Source organism: Algibacter ulvanivorans (assembly GCF_048381495.1).
Lineage (GTDB): Bacteria > Bacteroidota > Bacteroidia > Flavobacteriales > Flavobacteriaceae > Algibacter_B > Algibacter_B ulvanivorans.
Genome location: NZ_JBLWGD010000003.1, coordinates 146,750 through 172,054, shown reverse-complemented (window position 1 = coordinate 172,054; position 25,305 = coordinate 146,750). Strand labels below are relative to the sequence as shown.

Here is a 25,305-nt window from a genome sequence, read left to right as displayed (position 1 = left end):
ATTTATATTTAAACATAAAAAGCTGCCAAAAAAATATTTGGCAGCTTTTTTGTTATAAGAAAACATAATTAATAACCGTTAGTTAGGTGTAACTTAAGTGAAATAAATAAATAAGAAAAATGAAAAAGCGTTATAGTTTTATTATTTTATTAATGTTTAATACTATTATGTTTGCTCAAAACATAAACCAGTTTGATGCTAACGGAAAGCGTCATGGAATTTGGAAAAAGAATTTTGAAAACACAAATGTTGTAAGATACGAAGGACAATTTAAACATGGCAAAGAAGTAGGGCTTTTTAAATTTTATAAACTGTATAAAAACAAAGCTATATTATCGGCAACAAAACAGTTTAACGACGATAATAATATTGTAGAAGTAAAGTTTTTAGCTTCAAACGGAAAGGTAATTAGTGAAGGTACCATGAATGGAAAAATATATATAGGTACATGGAAATACTATCAAAAAAACTCTAATCAACTTTTAACCACCGAAACATTTAATAGCAAGGGAGAATTAATAGGAGAGCGATTTGTGTATTATCCAAATGGACAAGTGGCAGAAAAACAAAACTATATTGCAGGTAAGTTAAATGGAGAGTCGTATTGGTTATCCGAAAAAAATGTATTACTTAAAACTTATGTTTATGAAAATAATGAGTTGCATGGTAAAGCCCAATTTTATAATCCTAAAGGGCAATTAGTTTCGGAAGGACAATATAAAAGAGGGAAAAAGCATGGTATTTGGACATATTATGAAAACGGTAAGCTAATAGAACAAAAAGATTTTACCTATAAACCTAAGTATAATAAAAAAACGCCTTAAATACTTAAGGCGCTCTTTTTCATAGACAATTTTTAGCGATAACACTATTGTTTGTCTACAATCAACAAACCAAACTGTACTATTAATCAGATGGTAATAATACTTTATCAATAACATGAACAACACCGTTTGTAGCGTGCACATTTAATAAAGCAGTAACCAGCCCAGCTGCAGGATTTGATCCAGCTGCATCTTGTACGGTTAATGTATCTAGGTCTATTAATATATTTTGTCCATTTAACATAGGCGCTTGTAAGTTATCGGTTAAATCGGTCGAAAAAATGTAAACGCTAGGTTCTACTACATGATGTGTTAAAATTGGGACTAGAACTTCTGCATCGGTTGCGTTAATAGCATCTACATCTTCAAATCCAGCTGCCATAAATGCGGCATCAGTAGGAGCAAATACCGTAAAAGGACCTTCGGTACCAAAAGTATCTCCTAAACCAGCTTTAGATAAAGCAGCAGCTAACATGGTAAATTCAGCAGGGTTTCCACTAGCAAGGCTAGCAACTATGTCATTAATAGTATTTGTAGGCGGAACTAAAGTTTTGTCAATGACATGCAACACTCCATTAGAGCCAGTTATGTCCGTTACGGTTACCGTAGTTGTACCATTAATTGAAACATTGCCTCCAGCATTGGTAATATATATGTTACCTCCTAAAGTAGCTACTTCGGCTGCAGCAATTCCAGATTCTGGTAACATTGAAGCCATTACAGTTCCGTCAATTACATGATAAGCTAGTACAGCATCAGCACCATTTACATCAGTAATGCCAGCAGCAGCAAAAGCATCGTTAGTAGGTGCAAAAAGTGTTAAGCCATTGTCGCTTGGTCCATTACTTAATAATAATTCTAAAATACTTGGGTCGGCTGCTTTAACAGCAGCAATAAGTGTCGTAAAGTTTTTGTTAAAATAAGCAGGAGCTACTATAGTACCAACAATAGGTGTAATTGTTGGAGGTACTAAAACACCATCTATTACATGTACAATACCATTATTAGCTACAACATCTGTGGCTATTACTTGTGCGTTACCTAAAAATACACCATTTGAGCTAACCATAACTTCTACGTTTTCTCCACCAGCCATGGTAATTGTACCAGAAGAGACAGCACTTGCCTCTAAAGCAGCCGATGTATATACGTGGTGTTGTAAAACAGTTTTAAGTACATCTTCAGGAATATCATCAATAGAAGTTTGCCCAATTGCATTTAATAAATTTTCAAAAGCATTGTTGTTAGGTGCAAATACGGTGTAAGTACCATCTGTGCTTAATAAGTTTACTAAATCAGGATATTTTACTAAAGCCGTTACTAGACTAGATAACTCTGGTGTTGCTTGTGCTAGTTCTACAATACTGTTTGTTGGCGCATAATCAATATTATTATCATCATCACTACTGCAAGACGATACAGTAAATAATATTAATACGGCTACCGTCATTTTTTTTAAATAATTTAAAGTTTTCATTTTGTAAAGTTTTATGTTTGTTTAGCAAAACTACAAAATAATTAAACAAAATTCCAAATTTTGTTTAATATTTTTTAAAATTAAATAAACAAAAATATGTTTTTGCCTATTTTCATGCCTTCTTTTTAGCTATAAAATCTTGCAATAATATGTATCTTTGTAAACTAATTTTTTTAGAAATGAAACGAGTTATTATAGGGCTTTCTGGTGGTGTAGATTCTAGTGTTGCAGCATATTTGTTAAAAGAACAAGGTTATGAGGTTATTGGGTTGTTTATGAAAAATTGGCATGACGATTCGGTAACAATATCAGATGAATGCCCTTGGTTAGACGATAGTAATGATGCTATGTTAGTTGCAGATAAACTAGGTATACCTTTTCAAACCGTCGATTTAAGCGAACAATATAAAGCGCGTATTGTTGATTATATGTTTCATGAATATGAAAAAGGAAGAACACCAAACCCAGATGTACTTTGTAATAGAGAAATAAAGTTTGATGTGTTTATGAAAATAGCTCTCGATCTTGGTGCAGATTATGTTGCTACGGGGCATTATTGTAGAAAGGGAACTATTAATAAAGATAATAAAGAAGTTTATCAACTTTTAGCTGGTGTTGATGGTAATAAAGATCAATCGTACTTTTTATGTCAATTATCACAAGAGCAATTATCAAAAGCTTTGTTCCCTATAGGAGAGCTAACAAAGCCAGAAGTAAGAGCTATTGCCACAAAATTAGATTTGGTTACAGCCGAAAAAAAAGACTCGCAAGGGCTTTGTTTTATAGGTAAAGTAAAACTGCCAGATTTTTTACAACAACAATTAAAACCTAAAGAAGGAGTAATTGTTGAAATTCCTAAAGAACAATCTATTTATAATAATATTAAAACAGAGTTTACTTCTACAGAACAAAAATTAAAATATTTATCTAGAAAAATTGAATATAAATTAGATTTAGGAAAAGTAGTTGGTAAACATCAAGGCGCTCACTATTTTACAAAAGGGCAACGAAAAGGATTGGGAGTAGGAGGAACTGTTGAGCCATTATTTGTTATAGACACAGATGTTGAAGACAATGTAATTTATACCGGACAAGGTAAAGAACACCCAGGGCTTTATAAAAAGGCATTATTTGTTAATAATGAAGAGTTACATTGGATTCGGGAAGATTTAAAGCTTAAAACTGACGAAACCATGAAGGTAAAGGCTAGGATTAGGTATAGGCAAACCCTAGAAAATGCTATACTTTATAAAGTAGATAACGGATTATATGTAGAGTTTGAAAAATTTCAATCTGCCATAACCGAAGGACAATTTGTAGCCTGGTATATAAATGATGAGCTTATAGGTTCTGGTGTAATTTCATAACTTAGCGTAATTAAACGTTTATGTTATGAAAAAAAACGCCATAATATTTCTAATTTTTTTTGGTTTAAGTTTTAATCTATTTGCTCAATTTGAAGATGCATGGGTGTATTTTACCAATAAAGAAAATGTAGCAGCTTCATTAGCTAATCCAATTAGTATTCTTACACAAAAGGCTATAGATAGAAAAAATAACTACGGAGTAACTATAGATGAGCGTGATGTTCCTGTAAACGAAGCTTATATTACACAAATTAAAAACACATCTGGTGTTACTGTTTTGGCAAAATCTAAGTGGTTTAATGCCGTTCATGTAAGAGGTATTCAATCTGTAATTCAAGGTTTGGAAAGCTTAAGTTTTGTTAGCGCTGTAGATTTTGCAAATAAAAACTTAAACTCCAAAAGCACAAAAGTTAAGAATAAACCCCAAAAACAACCTAAATTAGAAGGTGTTTTTACAACTTTTAACTACGGTAATTCTGCCAATCAAATAAAAATGATTAATGGAGATAAACTACATTTAACAGACTCTACAGGTCAAGGCATGCTAGTTGCTGTTTTAGATGCAGGTTTTCCTAATGTAAATACAATGAGCTCGTTTAAAAGATTACGAGATGCAGGAAATATATTAGGAAGTTATGATTTTGTTAATAGAAGTGATGATGTCTATACAGGAACAACAAGTAACCACGGTACATTAGTGTTAAGTACTATGGCAGGTTATGTAGAAAATCAATTTGTAGGTACAGCACCCGATGCTTCATATTATTTATTTATTACTGAAGATGCACCAAATGAAAACCCTGTAGAAGAAAGTTATTGGGTTGAAGCTGTAGAACGAGCCGATAGTTTAGGGGTAGATGTAGTTAATACTTCTTTAGGGTATACAACTTTTGATAATACGTCTTATAATTACTCGCCCGCAGATTTAAATGGTTATACGGCATATATTACTAAAGGCGCTAATGTGGCTTTTGAAAAAGGTTTATTATTAATTACCTCGGCAGGAAATTCAGGGAATTCTGGTGTTGGAGCCCCAGCCGATTCGCCAAATGTTTTATCAGTAGGAGCAGTAAACGCTTCAGGAAATTATGCTTCGTTTAGCTCGGTAGGAAGTAGTTTTCAACCTACACAAAAACCAGACGTTGTAGCACAAGGCCAAGCTAGTTATGTTATAACCGAAAATGATGTTATTTCTACAGCAAACGGAACTTCCTTTAGTTCTCCAATTTTAGCAGGTGCTATTGTTTGCTTGTGGCAATCTTTGCCAAATAAAACCAATGCCGAAATTATGCAAATAGTACGAGAATCGGCATCGCAATACAATTCACCAGATTATTTTTTAGGATATGGTATACCAAATTTAGAGTTGGCTTTAAACAATGCACTTTCGGCTACTTCTTATAATAGCGATGTATTAACGGTTAGTTTATACCCAAATCCAGTAAAAAATAAGTTGTATGTAAAATTACCAGAACAAAGCGATACAATTTCATTAATACTATATAATGTTTTAGGAAAGGAAATTAATAGTTATTCCATTTCTAATGAAAATAATTTTATAAATATTCAAACAATACCTAAAGGCATTTATATGGTTAAATTAAAGCATAAATCTTTTTCAAAAACTTTAAAATTTATTAAGCAATAATGTCTAATAGAATTACAGAACTTTTCAAAATAAAATACCCAATTATTCAAGCTGGAATGATTTGGAATAGTGGCTGGCGTTTAGCCTCGGCAGCCAGTAACTCTGGAATTTTAGGGTTGTTAGGAGCCGGCTCCATGTACCCTGAAGTTTTACGCGAGCATATTCAAAAATGTAAAAAGGCAACTAATAAGCCTTTTGGAGTTAATGTGCCCATGTTATATCCAAATATTCAGGAGATTATGGATATTATTGTAGAAGAAGGTGTAAAGATTGTTTTTACATCTGCCGGAAACCCAAAAACGTGGACCTCTTGGTTGCAGGATCGTGGTATTATTGTTGTGCATGTAGTAAGTAGTGTAAAGTTTGCCTTAAAGGCACAAGAAGCGGGTGTAAATGCCGTTGTAGCAGAAGGGTTTGAAGCTGGCGGACATAATGGAAGAGACGAAACAACCACATTAACCTTAATACCTATGGTGAAAGAGCAAATACAAATTCCGTTAATTGCTGCAGGCGGTATTGCTACAGGTAAAGCTATGTTGGCAACTATGGTTTTAGGAGCCGATGGTGTTCAAATTGGTAGTCGTTTTGTAGCTAGTGAAGAAAGTTCTGCTCATAATGCTTTTAAAAATGCTGTTGTTAATGCTAAAGAAGGCGATACTCAATTAACACTAAAAGAGTTAGCTCCTGTTAGATTAATAAAAAATAGCTTTTATAATAAACTGCAAGCATTATATAAAACAGGCCCAACACCAGAGCAACTTAAAGAATTACTTGGTAGAGCTAGAGCAAAAAAAGGTATGTTTGAAGGCGATTTAAATGAAGGTGAATTAGAAATAGGACAAATTTCAGGTTTAATTCATGATATTAAACCAGTTTCAAAAATTGTTGAAGATATTATCAAGGAGTTTGAGAAGTCTAAATTAGATACTTTAAATCTATAAAGCCTCAATATACTTTAAATTAAAAAGGAGGGAAATATATCCCTCCTCTTTTTTTTAGAAACTCTTGTACTAGTAATTTATCCCTATAAAAAACTAAACGTTCCCATATACTATTAACTATTAAGGAGAACGACTTAAGGCAATACAAATTTATAAAATACAATTTTATTAAAGGTTAAAATTATATAGTTTTATTAACATTTGTTAATACGTTATTTTAATAAAAAGAAAACTGCTAAATTTCTAAAAAGTACATGTTAAAGTTTATTTTTGCCTAATGCAAATAGCAAATTACACAAAAGAGTTTAAATACAATTGGCAACTAGCAGCACCTGTAATGTTAGGCATGTTAGGGCATACTTTTGTAAGTTTTATAGACAATATAATGGTTGGGCAATTAGGTACAGCAGAGTTAGCTGCAGTATCTTTAGGTAATAGTTTTATGTTTATTGCCATGTCTTTAGGAATTGGTTTTTCTACAGCTATTACACCTTTAATAGCCGAAGCAGATTCGGCACAAGACTTTGTTAAAGGTAAATCTTCATTTAAGCACGGTTTATTTTTATGCTCGGTTTTAGGAGTGCTTCTATTTTTACTAGTTTATTTTGCCAAACCTTTAATGTATTTAATGGAGCAACCTGTTGAGGTTGTTGAGTTAGCAATTCCGTATTTAGATTTGGTAGCCTTTTCGTTAATTCCGCTAATTGTCTTTCAAGGGTTTAAACAATTTAGTGATGGGTTGTCTATGACTAAATACCCCATGTATGCAACATTAATAGGTAATATTATAAATGTTATTTTAAACTATTTGTTAATTTTTGGAAAATTTGGTCTTCCTGAGTTTGGTATAGTTGGTGCCGCTTATGGCACATTAATATCAAGATTTGTTATGGTTTGGTATTTATGGTATTTATTAAAAGGAAAAGAAAAATCGAAAGCTTATGTAACACATATAAAGCTATTTGTTTTGGATAAATTAATGCTTAAAAAAATTATAAATTTAGGTGCGCCAAGTGCAATGCAAATGTTTTTTGAAGTAGCTATTTTTACAGCTGCCATTTGGCTTAGTGGCTTATTAGGTAAAAACCCTCAAGCAGCAAACCAAATTGCACTAAATTTAAGTTCTATGACGTTTATGGTGGCCATGGGGCTTAGCGTTGCTGCTATGATTCGTGTAGGAAACCAAAAAGGGTTAAAAGCATATTTTGAATTGAGACGAATAGCATTTTCTTTATTTTTAATGGGCACATTGTTAGCTTCGGGGTTTGCCTTGTTGTTTTTTATTTTTCATGACTATTTACCACGAATTTATGTAGATTATGATGATGCAAAAAATTTAACAGATAATACGGAAGTAGTAACTATAGCATCTAAACTTTTAGTTGCTGCGGCCATTTTTCAAATAAGCGACAGCATTCAGGTTGTTGTTTTAGGGGCACTACGTGGTTTGCAAGATGTTAAAATACCAACAATAATTACTTTTGTATCGTACTGGTTAGTTGGTTTTCCTGTTAGTTGGTTTTTTGGTAAAGCCAATGCTTATGGTAGTTTTGGTATTTGGTTAGGATTACTTGCAGGATTAACTACAGCTTCAATTTTATTGTACTTAAGATTTAATTATTTAACTAAAAGGTTAATTTTGTCGAACAAATAAATTAATAAAATGTCATTACCAAAATTTATATTAGGCGATAATACAGAGTTTCCAAATGCTATTTATGTTATACATACTGAGTTTCCTAGATTTATAATTAATCTAGAAAATGATGAGGTTGAGTGGTTTGAAGATTTTGATGCTGAAGACCAAAAAGAATTAGAAACTGAAACCGAAAATGCTATAAAGGAAGCTACCGAGTTTTATGATAATGAAGTAGCTAAATACGAAGCGTAGCGTGTAATACTAAATGTTAAAAAATGATTGAGCAACTTTTAGAATACGATACCGATTTATTTGTGTATTTAAATGGTTTAGGATCTGAAACCTGGGATACACTATGGTTAGGAATTACTAACAAATTTATTTTTGGTACATTTTTAGGCGTACTGTTGCTTTATTTATTTTATAAAAAGTTTGGTCTTAAAGCAATGCTTATTTTAATTGTTGTTCTAGCTTTGATGATAACATTTACAGATCAAATAACTAATGTATTTAAAAGAGGTTTTGCAAGACCTAGACCATGTGGGGCAGATGATATTGCTGATAAAATTCGTTTTATTGCTGTTCGTTGCGGAAAATATGGTTTCTTTTCGGGGCATTCATCAAACTCTATGGCTGTAGCTATTTTTGGTGGTTTATTATTAAGACCATATTTTAAAAAATTAATTTATGTTTTAATTTTAATAAGTTTTATTGTGGCTTACAGTAGAATTTACTTGGGTGTACATTACCCATTAGATATTGTTTGCGGACTCACTTTTGGTGCTTTATCTGGTTTTATGTTTTATAAAATCGCTAAATATGTTTTAAAACGATTTGTAACCTCTTAATTGTTAAGGCTCAATAAAAAATCGGCAGCAGCAAAGGGGGTTGTTTTATTATTCTCTATTAATTGAAGTTGGTTTGCTAACTCTTTTTTTATTTTTGGGGTATTAAAAAAGTCTGTTCTTAATTGCTCTTCAATGGTTTGTATAAGCCAAAACTTATTTTGTTCGTTTCGTTTTTTATTGAAGAAATCGTTTTTTGAAGTGGTTTCTACATAGTTTAAAATAATACTCCAAATAGCATCAATGCCTTCATTTTTTAAAGCACTACAAAGCGTAACCTTTGGTTGCCATTTTGATGTTTTTTCTGGGTAGAGGTGAAGCGCTCTATTAAATTCTACCTTGGCTATTTTGGCATTTTTTAGGTTGTCTCCATCGGCTTTATTTATCGCAATAGTGTCTGCCATTTCAATAATACCACGTTTTATACCTTGTAATTCGTCTCCAGCTCCAGCTAGCTTTAATAATAAAAAGAAATCGACCATACTGTGTACGGTGGTTTCGCTTTGTCCAACACCTACAGTTTCAATTATAATAACATTAAAACCTGCAGCTTCGCATAGCGTAATAGTTTCTCTGGTTTTTCTGGCAACACCACCTAACGAGTTACCAGAAGCAGATGGCCTAATAAAGGCATTCTTGTCTTTTACCAAATCTTCCATTCTTGTTTTGTCGCCTAAAATACTGCCTTTTGTTATAGAACTACTAGGGTCTATGGCCAGTACGGCAACGCGTTTACCTAAGGCTGTAAGATGTTTGCCAAAGGCCTCTATAAAAGTGCTTTTTCCAACTCCAGGAACTCCAGTTATGCCAATCCTAACAGATTGGTTTGCGTGTGGTAAACAGGCTTTTAATACTAAATTGGCTTCGGTTTTATGTTTTGGGTTTGTGCTTTCTACTAATGTTATGGCTCGGCTTAAGGCTGTAACATCTTTTTTTAAAATAGATGCAACTAATGTTTTATAGTTAATTTTTGCTTTACGCTTTTGTTTAATTGTATTAATAGAAGAAATATTGGTTGTTTCTGATATAGAAACGCCTTTTTTTTCCTGTAATGCCGATTTATTTTTTTTAGCCACGAGTAGACATTTGTTTGTCTAATTTACAATATTATTTAAGAGGTACAGCAACCTTAACATCATCCCAAGCCATAGTTAAAAATAGATTGTCTGTAGAATTATCGAAAGCAATGGTAAATTGCTCTACATGACTTGGTAGTTTTTGAACGGGTACTTCTATGTTTAAAGCATCGTAATTAGGATCCCACATAGGTTGCATTTGGGCATTTACACCCCAAGAGTATTGTTTGGAATTAAAAATTATGGTCCAGGTAGAATCTTTTGGAACCGTCCATAAAGTATATTTTCCTGCGGCTAATGGTAACCCGTTTATTTGTAAGGGCTTGTTGGTTTCAAAAGTAGTGGCTTCGTTTGCTCCTGTACGCCACACTTGATTGTAAGGTACTAAAGCTCCAAAAATTTCGCGTTCTTTTCTGTACGGGCGGTTATAAAACACTTCTAGATGTAAATCGTTTAGTTTAAACTCTACAGTATCTTTAGGGCTTAAGCGTTTTGTAAAAATGTTTTCAACAAATGTTGAATATAAAAATAATCCTAATGCTATTATTGATAATAGGATTAAGATGCGTTTTAAAAAGGTGTTCATTTATAGAAATTTATTAGGCTATAAAGATAATTTAATTGGTATAATTGATAAAGTACAAACGCTAATTTATTTAGTTTTGTTGTAAAGGCATAGATAAAGATATATTAACTATTTAAATTAAGCTTAAAGTTTTATTTTAATACTGTTTTTAGCAAATGTGTACGCGTTAGGGATTGCAGAGGAAAGCCCACAGCGAGGATACGAGCGAGGACTTGTAACGTAAAGCCCGACCCTTGTGGTAACGCCCAAATAATTGTTTTTAAAATTTTTTATATTTTTTTGCAACACTCTTTTTTTTTAATCGTCTTTAAAATGAACTAACTAAAAACCTTATAATAGATTTGCAATATATTATGTAGGTTGAAACCAAAAGTAAATTAAGCATGTTTCAAGTTAACATTATTGAACAATGTAAACAGAACAACCGGAAGGCACAAATGCAGTTATACAACCAGTACTGCGATGGGATGTATATTGTTGCTAAACGGTTTTTAAAAGATGCTACCGATGCCGAAGATGTAGTGCAAGAAGCTTTTATTAAGGCTTTTGCTAAACTACACCAATATAAGGCCGAGGTTACTTTTGGGGCTTGGTTAAAACGTATTGTTGTTAATAAAAGTATTGACTTTTTAAAGGCTAAAAAGCATGATTTAATAGAACTTAATGAGGTGCACCTTAAAGTGGTTGATATACCTAAAGACGACAAATGGTTGGTAGAAGATACCATTACATTGGAGGATGTTAAGGAAGCTATTGAGGAGCTTCCAGATAGGTATCAATATGTTGTGATGCTGTATTTAATTGAGGGTTACGACCACCAAGAAATTTCGGAAATTCTAGATATTTCTGAAGTGGCATCAAGAACACAACTATCTAGAGGAAAAGTAAAATTACAAAACCTGTTAACACTTAAAAAAAATGGCACAAGATATTAGAGAGTTATTTAAAAATGATAAAATAACACATGAAACGATGCCAAAAAACCATCAAGAACGATTTCTTGATAAATTGGATAAGGCATTGCCAGAAACGAAAGCGCGTAAATTTAGTTGGATGCAAATTGCAGCTAGCGTAGTTGTGCTTTTAGGTTTAAGTTTTGGAGTGTTTAAATTTTTACAACCGCCTGTAATTAATAATAATATACAAATTGCAAATACTAAAACAGTTAAGACAAAAACCTTAGGAGATATTTCGCCAGGATTAAAAAAAGTTGAAGATTATTATTTGGCAAGTATAAATTTAGAATTGTCGAAAATGACATATACGCCAGAAACTAAAGAACTTTTTGATGGGTATTTATTACAACTAAATGAGCTTGATAAAGAATACCAAAGATTATCTTTAGAACTAACAGAAGTTGGCCCTAGTGAATTAACTGTTAATGCCTTAATTGATAATTTAAAATTGCGTTTAAATTTATTGTATAGATTAAGGTCTCAATTGCAAGAGTTTAATGCTTCTGATGTTAATGTAGAAGGCGTAACACAATCAATCTAAAAAAAATCAAAAAATGAACAGTACATTTATAAAAATTAAATTATTTACCTTAAGTTTCTTACTATCGGTAAGTTTGTTTGGACAAGAAAAACTAACAAAAGTATCGCAATCTATTAAAGTTGATAAAGATGTTGTTATAGATTTAAATACAAGTTATAGCAATATAGTTTTTGATACATGGAATAGAAATACAATAGAAATAGAAGCTTACATTGAAAGTGAAAAATTAACTAAAGAAGAACTTGAAAACGCTTTAAAAGAGTGGAAAGTTAATGTTGATGCTTCTAACAAAAATGTGACAATAACAACAAATAGAACACATCCTAGATCTTTATGGACACATAGCGTTTCGCATGAATGTGATAATTGCGAAGAAGAAGATGTACTTGGTATTGGAGCGCTTTTAAATGAATTAAAGTTTGAGTTAGCCGATTTACCAAAAATGCCTGAAATGCCAGAGATGCCTGAAATGCCAGAGATGCCTGAAATGCCCGAGATGCCAAAAATGCCAAAACTTCCTGAGTTACCAGAAGGTGTTAATGCCGTTGCCTTTGATTATGGTGAATACCAAAAAAATGGAGAAAAGTATTTAGAGGAGTGGACTAAAAATTTTGAATCTAAATATGGAAAAGATTACGCCAAAAAAATGGAAGCTTGGGGTGAGAAATTTGGAAAAGAATGGCATGAAAAATATGGCGAAGATTATGCTAAAAAAATGGAAGCATGGGGCGAAAAATTTGGAGAACAATGGGGAGAAGATTTTGGTAAACGAATGGAAGCATGGGGCGAGCGTTATGCAAAACGAATGGAAGCACAATCTAGCAGAACAGAGGCTTTAGCTAAGCGAGAAGAAGCTTTAGTTAAACGTAGGTTAAAACACGAAAAACATGCGAAAGCTCTAGTTGAAGAGCGAAAAAAACACATGAAAGAGCGTGCTTTTTTAATTAAAGATAGAGAAAAAGAGGTTGAACGCTTGTTTCATACCAAATCTAACCTTAACGTAAAAAAAACAATAAAAATAAAAATGCCAAAAGGCGCAAAATTAAAAGTTAATGTTAGGCACGGCGAAATTGAGTTTGCTGCTAATATTGATAATTTAGAGGCTAACTTATCGCACACTAAATTTACTGCCCAAAGCATTAATGGAAGTTTAACTTCCATTAATGCTTCTTATTCGCCTATTTATGTAACCGATTGGAATTTAGGTAAATTAAATTTGAATTATGTAAAACATGTTGAACTTGAAAATGTTAAGCATTTGGTGTTAAACTCGGTTTCATCAAATATTGATGTAGAAAATTTGTTTGGTAGCGCTATTATTGATGGTAATATTGGCGACATTAAAATTTTTAATATTGATGATAATTTTATTAGCTTAAATATGATTTTGCAAAATAACGATGCTATTATTAGTTTGCCTAGCGAAGATTATAACCTACAATATAAGGGAGCAAGATCTTATTTTACTCACCCCGATAAATTAACCAAAGACCATGCTTCTAATTTTTCTGCAGGAAATTTAGCAAGCGGAAAAAATATTGTTATTAACGCTAAATATAGCCATGTTAATATGCACTAAAATTTACTTTGTAATGTGCTTCTTCTATTTTTAACGGCTTATTTTCCAGAACTCTAATTGCCTTCTTGTAACAAATCCAAGTTTTTTATACAAATTTATAGGACCTAAATTTGTAATATCTACATGTAAAAACGGGGTTTTATTTTCTTTAAAAATTTTATTTGATGTGTGTGTAAGCAACTCTTTGGCGTAGCCGTTTCCGGTATGCTCTGGATGTGTAACAACGGCACTTATTTCGGTAAAATAATTGGTTTGCATGCGCTCGCCAGTTACCGCAACTAGTTTTTGGTTTTTATAAATACCAAAGTATCGACCTAGGGCGCTTGTCTTTTGTTTAAAATATTCTGGATAGGCTAGTGCCATTAAATTTAATAAATCTGGGAAGTGCTTTTCGTTTAACTCTACAATATTGTTTGTTATTGGGTGTTGTATTTTGTTTCGAAGCATCATTTGTAAGCCTACATACTTAATTGGAGGGTTAAAGCCTATAGGCATTTTGGGTTTATTACCAACAATAAAAAAGGTTTTAATTATTTTAGAATGTTTTTTTATGGCTTCTGTAGTGTCTGCCTGATTATTAAAAGCACCAAAAGGAGCGTAATCGGGTTGGTAAAACTTTACATTACCGTAATTTATGGCTTGATTATAATGTTTTTCTGTTAAAGCATGCCAAACAGGATTGTCTAAAACCGTTTCATCAATCATTTTTTTTAGTTTGATATTTTGGTGTTAATTTGTTTTATAATAGATTGAATGGGCGTATTGTAATTAAACCACATTGTATCTTCTTGTTTTTTAAACCAAGTAAGTTGGCGTTTTGCAAAACGACGAGTATTTTTTTTAATTTCAGATATAGCAAAGTCTAATTCCCAAATACCATCAAAGTAATTAAAAAGTTCTTTATAACCTACCGTATTTAGGGCGTTTAATTTTTTATGGTTTATTAGTTGTTTTACCTCGTCTAGTAAGCCTTCTTGTAGCATGATATCTACACGTTGGTTTATGCGTTTATATATTAATTCTCTATCGGCTGTTAGCCCTATAGTGATAGTTTTAAAATTACGCTTATTCTTGTTTTTGTTTAAAAATGAAGAGTAGGGTTTGTTTGTGCCTATACAAATTTCTAAGGCTCGAATTACACGATGTGGGTTATTTATTGCTATGGTGTTATAAGAAATTGGATCTAGAGTTTGTAATTGTTTTTGCAGTGTTTCTAATCCGTTAGTTATTAGTTGTTTGTTTAAATTTTCGCGAATGTTAGAATTTACTTCAGGAAAGTGGTCTAGCCCTTTTGTAACAGCATTTACATATAAACCAGAGCCACCAACCATTATAACTATATTATTGGTTTTAAATAACGTTTCTAAACATTGTATGGCGTCTTTTTCAAATGTTCCTACATTGTAATTGTCTTGTATAGATTTATGATGTATAAAATGGTGTTTTGCGCCTTGCAACTCATTGGTAGTTGGGGCTGCTGTACCTATTTGCATTTCTTTAAAAAACTGGCGAGAGTCTGCCGAAATAATTTGGGTTTTATAATGTTGTGCCAATTTAATGCTTAGTGCTGTTTTGCCTATGGCTGTTGGACCAACAATAGAAATTAAATATTTTATGTTTGAGTTTATAGCGTAATGTTTTTTTTGTAAAGTTAGTTTGAATAAATGAGTATTCAAATTTTTTTGATTATACTAGATTTTAACTAATAAGTGCGTTAGGGATTGCAGAGGAAAGCCCGCAGCGAGTGTGCGAGCGAGGACTTGTAGCGTAAAGCCCGACCCTTGTGGTAACGCCCAAATATTAAATAAACAATTTTTCGCCACAGTTATAACAATACTCGGCATTATCTTTATGGCTTGTTGCTAAACATTTTTTGCAGGATTTTGAGTTTAAATGTACTTTTTGGTTGTCTGGTTTTTGGTTTGCGTTTTTACTTTGGCTTGTATATTCTGCCGAAACTATGCCTGTTGGAACGGCTATGATACCGTAACCTAAAATCATGACTAACGATGCTATAAATTGCCCTAGCGGTGTTTGTGGCGCAATATCTCCAAAGCCAACTGTTGTTAGGGTTACAATACACCAGTATACGCTTTTTGGTATGTTTGTAAAGCCATTTTCTTCGCCTTCTATTAGGTACATAACGGTACCCAAAATAATGGCTACTATAATTACTGCAAAGAGAAAAACCGATATTTTGGCTCGGCTTGCTTTTAGGGCATTTACTAGATTGTTTGATGCGCCTAAATAGCGTGCTAATTTTAATATTCTAAATATACGTAGCAAACGTAATGCGCGTAATGCTGCTAGTGCATGGATGCCTCCAAAGAATAACGAAATGTATTTTGGTATGGTGGATAGTAAATCTACTATACCATAAAAGCTAAATATATAATTTAGTGGTTTTCTTACGGTAATAATTCGTGCTATATATTCTATTGAAAATAGAATGGTTATTACCCATTCTGATATGTTTAAGAAATCGTGAAATTTAACATCTATTGCCTTTACACTTTCTAGCATTACAAGTAAAATACTGGCTATTATGGTTATTAATAATATAACGTCGAATAGCTTACCTGCTGGGGTGTCTGCTTCGTATATAATTTCTTGAAGCCTTAATCGCCATTTATTTCTGGTGTATTTACTCATATAAACTCAAAAATAGTAAAAGATTTACTAATTTTAACTGTTTTAAAATTCTACTATTTTTAAACGTTTATTCTTTCTAAGATAGCTTTGTATAATATGCTGAGTGTCTCTATTATTTTGCATAAGTGTAATAATAGATTTTAAAACTTCTATATTGTTTATTTGGTAATTTAAATTAAAAAAGCCTACACCTTTAAAAACACCGTTTTCTATTAAAATAGCGCTTCGTTCGTCTATTTCTCTGCCTTTATCAATAATTACCATGTTTTTATTTGAATAACTGTTTTTTTCAATAAGTGCTTGAACTCGTTTATTATAGACTTCTGGTAATTCTTTTTGTATACAAGCACCTTGGCAAGTTTTTATTTCGTAATTAAAACAGCTGGTTTGTGTTTTATATATTCCACATAGTTTTTGGCATAAATTATAATCATCAACAGCTTTAGTTATAAAACTTTTACCGCTTTGGCGATTACTAAAAGTGGTTATGTTTTTTTTGCGCCCGTCGGCAATATCAATTTTTAAATTTATATAACCTTGCTCGTCTGTAAAAGTGTATAAAGCATGTGTAAAAATAGAGCGACGTAAAGCTCTATTATGCATAGGTTTTACTTTTTTAATTTCTTCGCTTTCTTTTAAAAGGGCTACTAATTCGCTTCCTGTGGCTTCGTAAGTTACACTAGTAACTTTAGCTTGTAATTTTTTAGACTTGGCATTTGTGCCTGTAAAATGCTGGTTTATGCGTTTTTTTATGTTGTTACTCTTTCCTATATAAATAATGTCGCCGTTTTGTTTGTGCATATAGTAAACACCAGTAATAGCAGGTAAGTTGGCTATTATATCTAGGTGTTTTGGTTCTAATTGTCGTTTTGGGTTTAGCCTTATAGATTTTTGAATAATACTTTTTGTGGTGTCTTTGTTAAGTAATAGCTTAAATAATTTTACGGTGGCTAGTGCATCGCCAGAAGCCCGATGTCTATCGGTTACAGGTATGCCCAAAGAGCGTACTAATTTACCTAAACTGTAAGATGGCTGTCCCGGAATTAATGTTTTAGCTAATTCTACACTACATAGTGTTTTGCGTTGGTAATCAAACCCTAAGCGTCTAAATTCTGTACATAAAATACGGTAGTCGAATTGAGCATTGTGGGCAACTAAAATACAATCTTCGGTAATTTCTACTATACGTTTAGCTACTTCATAAAATTTGGGAGCATTACGTAGCATATTACTATTAATACCTGTTAAATTTACAACAAATGGTTGAATTTCGCGCTCTGGGTTTACAAGGCTTATAAATTGGTCTACAACTTCATGACCATTAAATTTATATATAGCAATTTCTGTTATGCCTTCTTCATTGTACTTGCCTCCAGTAGTTTCTATGTCTAAAATTGCGTAAATTGTATGATGCTTTTAGGGTTAATTTGAATAATTACGTGAACCAAATATACTACTTCCTACTCTAACCATTGTGCTACCGCATGCTATGGCTAATTTGTAATCGCCACTCATGCCCATGCTTATGGTTTCTAGTTTGCAATAGTTAGATTGAAGTGCTCTTAATGTATTGAAAGTAAATTTTAAACGGTTAAATTCATTTTCTATTTGGCTTTCATCATTTGTAAAAGTTGCCATTCCCATAACGCCAGTGACTCTTACATTTTCTAGTTCTGAAAATTTTTCGGATTGAATAATTTCTGAAGCGTCTTTAAAAGTCATTCCAAATTTAGAATCTTCTGAAGCTATTTTAATTTGAAGCAAACAATCTATAACTCTATCGTGTTTTTTGGCTTGTTTATTTATTTCTTTAAGTAATTTAAAATTATCGACACCATGAATTAAATTTACAAATTCTGCCATGTATTTTACTTTATTTCGTTGTACATGCCCAATCATGTGCCATTTAATATCCTTAGGCATTTTTTGGTGTTTTTCAACCATTTCTTGGATTTTGTTTTCTCCAAAAATGCGCTGTCCGGCATGGTAAGCTTCCATTAAATCGCTTATAGGTTTTGTTTTAGAAACAGCTACAAGTGTAACGTTTTCTGGTAATGATGTTTTTATTAGATTTAGGTTTTCTTTTATACTCATTTGTAAATATGTCTGTTAAGACGTTAGTTATAATACTATTTACTTAACTAACTTTTAAAATTCATAGATGGTTATTCCGCTTCTTAATTTTGGTAATATATAGGTGCTTTTTGGAGGCATTGTTAAACCTTCGTTGGCAATATTTTTTATTTGATTAACATGAGCGGGACACATGCCAAAACCAACTTTAAATTTACCACTATCTACACTACTTTTTATGGTTATCATTTCATCTCTACCATTAACATATTCTATACGGTTGTTTTTACGTAAATCGTTAATACCTAAAACAGGTTGTAGTATGGTTTTATAAAGTATTTGTGCGTCAAGTTTATCTAGAGCTGTATTAAATTTATGTCTTGTTTTTCTTAGGTATAATGAATAAAAATCGCCATCAAGATACATACTAAAATGGTGTGGTTTTGATGGTTGGTATGGTGTTTTACCTCTGTTTTCTATACGGTATAAATGGTCTAGCTGAATTAAGAACTCTTCTTTACTTAATCCGTTTAAATCTTTTACTAATCTATTAAATTCATGAATTACTAAATTAGATTCTGGTATAAGGTAAGACATGAAAAAGTTATAGGGTTCGTTACCAGTATGTGCTTTGTTTTTGGCTTTTTCATCTTTATATAAAAGCGATGATGAAGCCGATCTGTGGTGCCCATCGGCAATATATATGGTTTCCATTTTTTTAAATTCATTTTGAATTATAGAAATGGTATTCTCATCATCAATCTTCCATAAATAATGTGTGTCTTTGTATGTCATAGTAAACTCAAATTCGGCATATTTTTTTTGAGTTTCTTTAATAATAGTATCTATATTCTTGTTGTCTGGGTAGGTAAGTAATACTGGTTCTGCATTAAAACCAACAGTTTGCAAATAGCTTTTAAATGTTTCTTCGCGTTTTGCTATAGTGTCTTCGTGTTTTTTTATTATATCTTTTTCGTAGTCTTCGGCACTAGTTGCCGCTATAATTCCGTTAAATTCTTGCCCGTGACGATTTACTATTTTATAAACGTAAAAGGATGGTTTTTCGTCTTGAATAAAAACGCCATCTTCTTTAAATTCTAAATATCTATTTTTAACTAGTTTGTAGCGTTCTTCTCCAGTAATAATTTGGGCGTATTTATAACCTGGATTTACTATATGCAGAAAACTATATGGGTTATAATCCATTCTCGATTCTCGTTCGTTAACCGTGTAGCTTTGGTAAGGCCGAGAAGCCACTAAGCCAACTATAGCTCTAGTTGGCCTTACTGCTTTAAATGGAATTATTTTAGCCATAAATTTAGTTTACAGTTTTAGTTTTAAATGTTGTTTTTATTAACTGTAACTGCATGTTATTACTTTAAAAATTGTTTTGCAATTTTTTCGGCTTTTTTACTTTCAGAATAATCATAAAACCCTTCTCCAGATTTTACGCCTAATTTGCCTGCCATTACCATATTAACTAATAAAGGACATGGTGCATATTTAGGGTTTTTAAACCCGTTATACATAACATTTAAAATAGATAAGCAAACATCTAACCCAATAAAGTCTGCTAGTTGTAGTGGTCCCATTGGGTGTGCCATACCTAATTTCATAACAGTATCTATTTCTTCAACACCTGCTACAGCATTGTATAGTGTTTCTATAGATTCGTTAATCATTGGCATTAATATACGATTGGCTACAAAGCCTGGGTAGTCATTTACTTCTACAGGAACTTTTTTTAAGGTTTTAGAAAGCTCCATAATAGAGTTTGTAACCTCGTTACTTGTGTTATAACCTCTAATAATTTCTACCAGTTTCATGATAGGAACAGGATTCATGAAATGCATACCTATAACTTTATCTGGTCTGGAAGTAGCGGCTGCAATTTGTGTTATAGATATTGAAGATGTGTTGGTTGCTAAAATTGTGTTTTTAGAACAGGCTTCATCTAGGTTTTTAAATATTTTAAGTTTTAAGTCTAAATTTTCGGTAGCAGCTTCAACAACTAAATCGACATTGTTAACTCCTTCTTTTATATCTGTAAAAGCTGTTATGTTGTTTAAAGTATCTGTTTTTTGTTGTTCGGTAATTTTTTCTTTTGCTACCATACGGTCTAGGTTGGTAGTAATAGTTTTAATGCCTTTGTTTAAAGCTTCTTGGCTAATATCTATGAGTTGAACATTAAATCCGCTTTGCGCAAATGTGTGTGCAATACCATTTCCCATGGTACCAGCACCAATAACAGCAATATTTTTCATTTTTAAAAAGAGTTTATTATTTGAGTAGCAACACGTAAGGCTTCGGTACCATCATGAAGTGTTACAATAGGTGTTGTATTATTATTTATAGCATCGGCAAAAGTTTCTAATTCATCTAAAATAGAATTGTTGTCTGGAACTGCTGGGTTATCAAAATAAATTTGTTTTTTAACGCCTTCGGCATTTTGTAAAATCATATCAAAATCGCCAGGGTTTTCTGGGGCGTCTTTCATTTTTACAACTTCACATTTTTTAGTTAAAAAATCTACAGAGATGTATGCATCTTTCTGAAAAAAACGTGCTTTACGCATTTTTTTTAGTGAAATTCTACTCGCTGTTAAGTTTGCCACACAGCCATTTTCGAACTCTAATCTAGCATTGGCAATATCTGGTGTGTCGCTAATTACAGAAACACCACTAGCAGAAACGCTTTTAACTTTAGATTTTACTACGCTTAAAATAATATCGATATCATGAATCATTAAATCTAGAACAACAGGAACATCTGTGCCTCTTGGATTAAATTCTGCTAAACGGTGCGTTTCAATAAACATTGGCGAATTAATCTCATCTTTAACAGCAAGATAAGCAGGGTTAAATCGTTCTACATGTCCTACTTGGCCGCGTAAATTGTTTTCGGCTAGAAGCTCTCTAATATGTTCGGCTTCTTCAACAGTATTTGTAATTGGTTTTTCTATAAAAATATGTTTTCCTTTTGCTATGGCTTGTTTAGCGCAATTGTAATGCGATAGGGTTGGTGTAACAATATCAACCATGTCTACGGCATCAATTAAAGCATCAATAGAATTGAAGAATTTATATCCAAATTCGGCTTCTACTTTTTTACCGTTTTCTTGATTAGCATCATAGAAACCTACAAGGTTGTATTTTTCAGATTTTTTAAGAAGTCTTAAATGAATTTTTCCTAAGTGACCAGCACCAAGAACACCAACTTTTAGCATAATTTTTACGTTTTCAACAAAAATAAGATAATTAAAAGATGAAGTTAAGTATTTATTATAAAATTTTAGTTTAGCAATTATGAAAAATAAAAACTTAATAAATTGTTTTTGACTTAAAAATGTTTGCCTAATTTTAGCAAACCAAACGCCACCAAAATTGAAAGACACTTTTAAGCATCAAGGATTAAGACAGCAACTTGTTAATGTGTTAAAGAACAAAGGTATAACTGATGCCAATGTTTTAAATGCTATAGGTAAAATACCAAGACATTTATTTATGGATTCTAGTTTTCTAGACCATGCATACCAAGATAAAGCGTTTCCTATTGCTGCAGATCAAACTATTTCGCAACCGTATACGGTAGCTTTTCAGTCAGAATTACTTCAAATTAAACCAGGAGATAAAATTTTAGAAATAGGAACGGGTAGTGGTTACCAAACAGCAGTTTTATGTTTATTGGGTGCTAAGGTTTATAGTATAGAGCGCCAAAACGAATTGTTTAAAAAAACGAGTAAGTTTTTACCTAAATTGGGGTATCGTGCTAAAAAATTAATTTTTGGAGATGGTTATATTGGTTTGAAAGAAGAAGCACCTTTTGATGGTATAATAGTTACTGCCGGAGCACCTTTTGTACCTAAGCCTTTATTAAGCCAATTAAAAATAGGAGGTAAACTTGTTATTCCGGTTGGCGATAATGTGCAAGTTATGACGATGTTTACTAGAAAGGGCGCTAAAGAATTTGAACAAGAAGAGTTTGGCGAATTTAGATTTGTACCTTTATTGGAAGATAAAAATTAGTTACTGCAAACAAAAAATCCTTCACTTATTAAAAATGAAGGATTTTTTATAGTTTTTAAGCGTTTTTTTATTATTCCATTGCTTTTTTAAGGCTTTCAATACCACCAACAACAGGTAAAACTAAGTTTGTTTCATCTAGATCAACAGTTAATTCGGCGCCTGGTTTTGGGTGTAAAGTATATTCTTTATCGCTTGAAAAGATAACCAATCCAATTTGTTGCCCTGCTTTAATAACTTGATCGTCTGGTTGTAAATTAAACGTTAAGTTATAAAACTTACCTGGTTTTAAAGGTTCGCTTTCTGTTAGCGATTTATGGTTTTGTGGGTCTGCCCAACCACGGGTAATTATATTATCTGTAGTTTTTGCTCTACGGCTATCATTCCACGGAAGTGATACTAACCATACCGATAAATTGGCAGCCGGTTTATTGCTAGCTAGTTTTATAGTAATTTGCGATAAGCCAGATATGTGAATATCTTTTGATAGTTTTGGCGTTACAAATAGTAAACGGTGGCTAGTAATTTCTGCTCTTGCTAAGGCTTCACCAGAGAATGAGTAATTATCAACTAATGTTTCTTGGCCTTGTTTAGGTATTTTATTTAATGATAAACCTCCTGCTTTTGGAGCTCCAGATGTTAAGTGTAAAGTAACATCTTGCGCATTCGGATTTGGGTAATCTTTATATGCTGTTGGTGCTTCCATTTTATCATCTTCACGTACAATCCAAGATTTGTTAGGCTCGTTTTCAATACCATTATCAATACCATGTAAATAATGTGTAAACCACTTGTTCATCATGCTAACTGGCGGTGGGCCTCCATGACCATATTGATGGTAATAAATTGCAGTTTCTAAGCCCATTTCTTTAGCCTTTTTATATATGCGGTAGCTGTGCTCTGGCATAACATTCCAATCGTTAAAACCGTGCGACATTAATAAAGCGGCTTTCATTGGTGCCATATCATTTAAATAATCGCGTCCAGCCCAAAAATCGTTATAATCTCCAGTAGCTCTATCCATACCATTTTTCATTTCGGTATCTCTAATAATGGCATTGCTATAGGCTCTTTTGTTTTTATAGGCTTTAGGTAGTTTAGCATCGTTAACTTTACCTTTGGTGTTAGGAATAAATGCTTCTTCGCCACCACTATGTATATAATCGTATAAAACATCAATATCTTCACCTAAATACCCTCCTGGCGATCGTACTAAACCATTAGAGCGGTAATAGTGGTAATAAGATGTATTTGGTGCTACAGGTATAATAACTTCTAAACCTTTAACACCTGTAGTTGCAGCAGCTAGCGGTATGGTGCCGTTATATGATGTGCCTGTCATGCCTACTTTTCCTGTACTCCAAAAGGCTTTTACCTCTTCATTTCCATAAGGTTCTGTGTAGCCTTTTGCTCGGCCGCATAGCCAATCTATTACAGCTTTTGGAGCTAAAGATTCGTTATCGCCTCCTACAGTTGGCGAACCTTGAGATAATCCAGTTCCTGGTGATGATGAGTGTACTACAATATAACCTCTTGGCACCCATTTTTTTATTTGCGAATTAGAAATTATTGGACGCTCTCCCAAACGAGTTACTTCGGGGTGTACACGTGCTTTAGCTTTTGCACCTAATTCATGTTTTACATCCCAAAATACACCATCAACATCTGGGGCTACACCTGCGTAATACGGGCTAGATTCATAAATAATAGGTAGTTTTAAACCTTCGGTATCGGTTTGAAAAGGTCGAGTAACATCAACATGAACACGATCTAGTTTACCATCGCCATCGGTATCAAAACTGGTTTCAACAAATAAATCGTGTCGTATCCATTTTTCGGGAGTGTTAAAAGCTTCAACTATTTGAGCTTCCCCATCTTTAAATATTGGTTTTGTACTTTGTGCGTTATTTTTAGCTACAATAGCAATAAAAAAAATAAATGCTATAAAATAATTTTTAGACATATTAAATTGGGTGTTATAATGATTAAAAAAGCGTGTTTTTAATTTAAATATTTTTTAGGAATAGGGTTGTTTTTGTTTTCTTGTGCCCAATAGATATTAATTACCCACCAACGTTCGCCATCATTTAATAATTGAATACTGTTAATGCCTCTCATAAATGGTTTCTCGTTTGATGCGCTATAGAAAGCTTCATATGTACTAAACACTTGAGCAATGTTACCAAAAACATCAACTTTTCGGTGTATCTCTTTTTCAAAAAAACCATTTTCAACTAACCATTTACCCGAACTTTTTATATAATCGTCTGGCGACATGTAGCGCACTTTATAGTTTCCTTGCTTATCTTTTCCAGAAGGAATTAATTTTGCATGTGGTTTAAAAAGGTACTTAAATTGTTTCCAGTTTCTTTCTTCATCTTTTTCACCAGAAATAACTTTATATAGTGTTTTTATTGTGCTATCTAAAGTTAAAACAGCACTACTATCAATTACAAATTCTTGTTTTTCTTGAGCATTTATGCTTAAACTAAAAGCGCTAAAGCATATAATTGCCAATAGATTTTTCATGTTTTAAAAAATTTAAAAGCGGAAATTTATAGAATAATAAATGCAAATAGCGTTAAGAAATCTATAAAATTAATTGTAAGCCTTTTTTATTCTATCTAAGTTACGCTTGTTGTCTCGATCTTTTATAGATTCACGTTTGTCAAACAATTTTTTTCCTTTAGCTAAAGCTATTTCTAACTTGGCATATCCTTTATCGTTTATAAATAAACGTAGCGGAATAATGGTTAATCCAGAATTTTGTACTTCTTTATTTAGTTTTTTAAGTTCTCTTTTATTTAATAGAAGTTTTCTGGTAGCTTTTGGTTTATGGTTGTAATAGTTACCAAACGCATACTCTTGAATAGTCATATTAACCACAAAAAGCTCGCCATTTTCGCTAAACTCGCAAAAACTTTCGGCAATAGAGGCTTTACTACTTCTAATCGATTTTATTTCGGTGCCTGTTAGTACAATACCAGCGGTGTATTTATCTAAAATTTCGTATTGAAAGCGCGCTTTCTTATTCTGTATGTTTATGTTTTTTTGCATGACGTACAAAACTACATAAATT

25 protein-coding genes are annotated in these 25,305 nt (G+C 32.4%); 11 read left to right on the top strand and 14 right to left on the bottom strand.

The window, feature by feature from the left end; all coding sequences use genetic code 11:
- The first annotated feature begins 119 nt into the window (after positions 1-119).
- Positions 120-824: a toxin-antitoxin system YwqK family antitoxin gene (locus ACNG5D_RS09175; protein WP_418183215.1), complete on the top strand. Its 705-nt coding sequence runs from the start codon at positions 120-122 to the stop codon at positions 822-824.
- 82 nt (positions 825-906) lie between these two features.
- Here the strand turns inward: ACNG5D_RS09175 and ACNG5D_RS09170 are convergent, their stop codons facing one another.
- Positions 907-2,301 carry a fasciclin domain-containing protein gene (locus ACNG5D_RS09170; RefSeq protein WP_418183214.1) on the bottom strand — a complete coding sequence of 465 codons (1,395 nt, stop codon included), beginning with the start codon at positions 2,299-2,301 and terminating at the stop codon, positions 907-909.
- Positions 2,302-2,480: 179 nt separating this feature from the next.
- Here ACNG5D_RS09170 and mnmA point away from each other — a divergent pair, with 179 nt between their 5' ends.
- The 6 genes from mnmA to ACNG5D_RS09140 all read left to right on the top strand — a co-directional run bounded on the left by mnmA (position 2,481) and on the right by ACNG5D_RS09140 (position 8,744).
- Positions 2,481-3,668, top strand: a complete 1,188-nt coding sequence (mnmA, locus tag ACNG5D_RS09165) for a tRNA 2-thiouridine(34) synthase MnmA (protein WP_418183213.1) — start codon at positions 2,481-2,483, stop codon at positions 3,666-3,668.
- A 25-nt stretch (positions 3,669-3,693) separates the two neighbouring features.
- Entirely contained in the window at positions 3,694-5,316 is a 1,623-nt protein-coding gene (locus tag ACNG5D_RS09160) for a S8 family serine peptidase (protein WP_418183212.1), read from the top strand.
- On the top strand, positions 5,316-6,257 hold the full coding sequence (locus tag ACNG5D_RS09155) for an NAD(P)H-dependent flavin oxidoreductase (protein ID WP_418183211.1): 942 nt from the start codon (positions 5,316-5,318) through the stop codon (positions 6,255-6,257). Before ACNG5D_RS09160 ends, ACNG5D_RS09155 begins: the two co-directional genes overlap by 1 nt.
- 277 nt (positions 6,258-6,534) lie before the next feature.
- Positions 6,535-7,911 carry an MATE family efflux transporter gene (locus tag ACNG5D_RS09150; protein WP_418183210.1) on the top strand — a complete coding sequence of 459 codons (1,377 nt, stop codon included), beginning with the start codon at positions 6,535-6,537 and terminating at the stop codon, positions 7,909-7,911.
- Between the two features lie 9 nt (positions 7,912-7,920).
- On the top strand, positions 7,921-8,148 hold the full coding sequence (locus ACNG5D_RS09145) for a hypothetical protein (RefSeq protein WP_418183209.1): 228 nt from the start codon (positions 7,921-7,923) through the stop codon (positions 8,146-8,148).
- A gap of 23 nt (positions 8,149-8,171) precedes the next feature.
- The gene (locus tag ACNG5D_RS09140; RefSeq protein ID WP_418183208.1) at positions 8,172-8,744 is read left to right on the top strand and encodes a phosphatase PAP2 family protein; all 573 of its coding nucleotides are present in this window, start codon (positions 8,172-8,174) and stop codon (positions 8,742-8,744) included.
- Here ACNG5D_RS09140 and meaB read toward each other — a convergent pair.
- Positions 8,741-9,817 (bottom strand): methylmalonyl Co-A mutase-associated GTPase MeaB, encoded by a 1,077-nt coding sequence (gene meaB / locus ACNG5D_RS09135; protein ID WP_418183207.1) that lies wholly within the window; start codon positions 9,815-9,817, stop codon positions 8,741-8,743. The two genes, ACNG5D_RS09140 and meaB, sit on opposite strands and share 4 nt — an antisense overlap.
- A gap of 31 nt (positions 9,818-9,848) precedes the next feature.
- The gene (locus ACNG5D_RS09130; RefSeq protein ID WP_418183206.1) at positions 9,849-10,403 is read right to left on the bottom strand and encodes a DUF2911 domain-containing protein; all 555 of its coding nucleotides are present in this window, start codon (positions 10,401-10,403) and stop codon (positions 9,849-9,851) included.
- Between the two features lie 383 nt (positions 10,404-10,786).
- Here ACNG5D_RS09130 and ACNG5D_RS09125 point away from each other — a divergent pair, with 383 nt between their 5' ends.
- The 3 genes from ACNG5D_RS09125 to ACNG5D_RS09115 are packed head-to-tail and all read left to right on the top strand — an operon-like array spanning position 10,787 to position 13,479.
- Positions 10,787-11,338, top strand: coding sequence for an RNA polymerase sigma factor (locus ACNG5D_RS09125; protein WP_418183205.1), 552 nt, complete (start codon positions 10,787-10,789; stop codon positions 11,336-11,338).
- Positions 11,322-11,900 carry a hypothetical protein gene (locus tag ACNG5D_RS09120; RefSeq protein WP_418183204.1) on the top strand — a complete coding sequence of 193 codons (579 nt, stop codon included), beginning with the start codon at positions 11,322-11,324 and terminating at the stop codon, positions 11,898-11,900. The genes ACNG5D_RS09125 and ACNG5D_RS09120 overlap by 17 nt, the downstream gene beginning before the upstream one ends.
- Before the next feature lie 13 nt (positions 11,901-11,913).
- Complete coding sequence (locus ACNG5D_RS09115; protein ID WP_418183203.1) at positions 11,914-13,479, top strand: DUF4097 family beta strand repeat-containing protein; 1,566 nt, start codon at positions 11,914-11,916, stop codon at positions 13,477-13,479.
- 30 nt (positions 13,480-13,509) lie between these two features.
- Here ACNG5D_RS09115 and ACNG5D_RS09110 read toward each other — a convergent pair whose 3' ends face one another.
- The 8 genes from ACNG5D_RS09110 to ACNG5D_RS09075 form a co-directional block, all read right to left on the bottom strand.
- Positions 13,510-14,184 carry a GNAT family N-acetyltransferase gene (locus tag ACNG5D_RS09110; protein WP_418183202.1) on the bottom strand — a complete coding sequence of 225 codons (675 nt, stop codon included), beginning with the start codon at positions 14,182-14,184 and terminating at the stop codon, positions 13,510-13,512.
- A gap of 5 nt (positions 14,185-14,189) precedes the next feature.
- Positions 14,190-15,107: a tRNA (adenosine(37)-N6)-dimethylallyltransferase MiaA gene (gene miaA / locus ACNG5D_RS09105; RefSeq protein WP_418183474.1), complete on the bottom strand. Its 918-nt coding sequence runs from the start codon at positions 15,105-15,107 to the stop codon at positions 14,190-14,192.
- A gap of 172 nt (positions 15,108-15,279) precedes the next feature.
- The gene (locus ACNG5D_RS09100; RefSeq protein WP_418183201.1) at positions 15,280-16,131 is read right to left on the bottom strand and encodes an ion transporter; all 852 of its coding nucleotides are present in this window, start codon (positions 16,129-16,131) and stop codon (positions 15,280-15,282) included.
- Between the two features lie 42 nt (positions 16,132-16,173).
- Complete coding sequence (locus ACNG5D_RS09095; protein ID WP_418183473.1) at positions 16,174-17,535, bottom strand: exonuclease domain-containing protein; 1,362 nt, start codon at positions 17,533-17,535, stop codon at positions 16,174-16,176.
- An 18-nt stretch (positions 17,536-17,553) separates the two neighbouring features.
- Positions 17,554-18,225, bottom strand: a complete 672-nt coding sequence (locus tag ACNG5D_RS09090; protein ID WP_418183200.1) for a YggS family pyridoxal phosphate-dependent enzyme — start codon at positions 18,223-18,225, stop codon at positions 17,554-17,556.
- 54 nt (positions 18,226-18,279) lie between these two features.
- Positions 18,280-19,518: a DUF1015 domain-containing protein gene (locus tag ACNG5D_RS09085; protein ID WP_418183199.1), complete on the bottom strand. Its 1,239-nt coding sequence runs from the start codon at positions 19,516-19,518 to the stop codon at positions 18,280-18,282.
- A gap of 59 nt (positions 19,519-19,577) precedes the next feature.
- Positions 19,578-20,468, bottom strand: a complete 891-nt coding sequence (locus tag ACNG5D_RS09080; RefSeq protein WP_418183198.1) for a 3-hydroxyacyl-CoA dehydrogenase family protein — start codon at positions 20,466-20,468, stop codon at positions 19,578-19,580.
- Positions 20,469-20,470: 2 nt separating this feature from the next.
- On the bottom strand, positions 20,471-21,430 hold the full coding sequence (locus tag ACNG5D_RS09075; protein ID WP_418183197.1) for a Gfo/Idh/MocA family protein: 960 nt from the start codon (positions 21,428-21,430) through the stop codon (positions 20,471-20,473).
- 157 nt (positions 21,431-21,587) lie between these two features.
- Between ACNG5D_RS09075 and ACNG5D_RS09070 the strand changes: the two genes are divergently transcribed.
- Complete coding sequence (locus ACNG5D_RS09070; protein WP_418183196.1) at positions 21,588-22,229, top strand: protein-L-isoaspartate(D-aspartate) O-methyltransferase; 642 nt, start codon at positions 21,588-21,590, stop codon at positions 22,227-22,229.
- A gap of 70 nt (positions 22,230-22,299) precedes the next feature.
- On the opposite strand, the gene ACNG5D_RS09065 is transcribed toward ACNG5D_RS09070, so the two are convergent.
- From ACNG5D_RS09065 to smpB, 3 genes are all read right to left on the bottom strand, one after another.
- The gene (locus ACNG5D_RS09065) at positions 22,300-24,189 is read right to left on the bottom strand and encodes a Xaa-Pro dipeptidyl-peptidase (RefSeq protein WP_418183195.1); all 1,890 of its coding nucleotides are present in this window, start codon (positions 24,187-24,189) and stop codon (positions 22,300-22,302) included.
- A gap of 38 nt (positions 24,190-24,227) precedes the next feature.
- Positions 24,228-24,755, bottom strand: a complete 528-nt coding sequence (locus tag ACNG5D_RS09060) for a hypothetical protein (RefSeq protein ID WP_418183194.1) — start codon at positions 24,753-24,755, stop codon at positions 24,228-24,230.
- A gap of 69 nt (positions 24,756-24,824) precedes the next feature.
- Positions 24,825-25,283 (bottom strand): SsrA-binding protein SmpB, encoded by a 459-nt coding sequence (gene smpB / locus ACNG5D_RS09055; protein ID WP_418183193.1) that lies wholly within the window; start codon positions 25,281-25,283, stop codon positions 24,825-24,827.
- Between the last annotated feature and the right edge of the window lie 22 nt (positions 25,284-25,305).

Coding starts and splice junctions, on each gene's coding strand:
- smpB (WP_418183193.1), bottom strand. CDS start 25,283: ATGCAAAAAAACATAAACATACAGAATAAGAAAGCGCGCTTTCAATAC.
- ACNG5D_RS09150 (WP_418183210.1), top strand. CDS start 6,535: ATGCAAATAGCAAATTACACAAAAGAGTTTAAATACAATTGGCAACTA.
- ACNG5D_RS09085 (WP_418183199.1), bottom strand. CDS start 19,518: ATGGCTAAAATAATTCCATTTAAAGCAGTAAGGCCAACTAGAGCTATA.
- ACNG5D_RS09060 (WP_418183194.1), bottom strand. CDS start 24,755: ATGAAAAATCTATTGGCAATTATATGCTTTAGCGCTTTTAGTTTAAGC.
- ACNG5D_RS09155 (WP_418183211.1), top strand. CDS start 5,316: ATGTCTAATAGAATTACAGAACTTTTCAAAATAAAATACCCAATTATT.
- ACNG5D_RS09100 (WP_418183201.1), bottom strand. CDS start 16,131: ATGAGTAAATACACCAGAAATAAATGGCGATTAAGGCTTCAAGAAATT.
- ACNG5D_RS09115 (WP_418183203.1), top strand. CDS start 11,914: ATGAACAGTACATTTATAAAAATTAAATTATTTACCTTAAGTTTCTTA.
- ACNG5D_RS09065 (WP_418183195.1), bottom strand. CDS start 24,189: ATGTCTAAAAATTATTTTATAGCATTTATTTTTTTTATTGCTATTGTA.
- ACNG5D_RS09120 (WP_418183204.1), top strand. CDS start 11,322: ATGGCACAAGATATTAGAGAGTTATTTAAAAATGATAAAATAACACAT.
- ACNG5D_RS09110 (WP_418183202.1), bottom strand. CDS start 14,184: ATGATTGATGAAACGGTTTTAGACAATCCTGTTTGGCATGCTTTAACA.
- ACNG5D_RS09075 (WP_418183197.1), bottom strand. CDS start 21,430: ATGCTAAAAGTTGGTGTTCTTGGTGCTGGTCACTTAGGAAAAATTCAT.
- ACNG5D_RS09080 (WP_418183198.1), bottom strand. CDS start 20,468: ATGAAAAATATTGCTGTTATTGGTGCTGGTACCATGGGAAATGGTATT.
- ACNG5D_RS09125 (WP_418183205.1), top strand. CDS start 10,787: ATGTTTCAAGTTAACATTATTGAACAATGTAAACAGAACAACCGGAAG.
- ACNG5D_RS09140 (WP_418183208.1), top strand. CDS start 8,172: ATGATTGAGCAACTTTTAGAATACGATACCGATTTATTTGTGTATTTA.
- ACNG5D_RS09145 (WP_418183209.1), top strand. CDS start 7,921: ATGTCATTACCAAAATTTATATTAGGCGATAATACAGAGTTTCCAAAT.
- mnmA (WP_418183213.1), top strand. CDS start 2,481: ATGAAACGAGTTATTATAGGGCTTTCTGGTGGTGTAGATTCTAGTGTT.
- ACNG5D_RS09130 (WP_418183206.1), bottom strand. CDS start 10,403: ATGAACACCTTTTTAAAACGCATCTTAATCCTATTATCAATAATAGCA.
- ACNG5D_RS09090 (WP_418183200.1), bottom strand. CDS start 18,225: ATGAGTATAAAAGAAAACCTAAATCTAATAAAAACATCATTACCAGAA.
- ACNG5D_RS09170 (WP_418183214.1), bottom strand. CDS start 2,301: ATGAAAACTTTAAATTATTTAAAAAAAATGACGGTAGCCGTATTAATA.
- ACNG5D_RS09175 (WP_418183215.1), top strand. CDS start 120: ATGAAAAAGCGTTATAGTTTTATTATTTTATTAATGTTTAATACTATT.
- ACNG5D_RS09160 (WP_418183212.1), top strand. CDS start 3,694: ATGAAAAAAAACGCCATAATATTTCTAATTTTTTTTGGTTTAAGTTTT.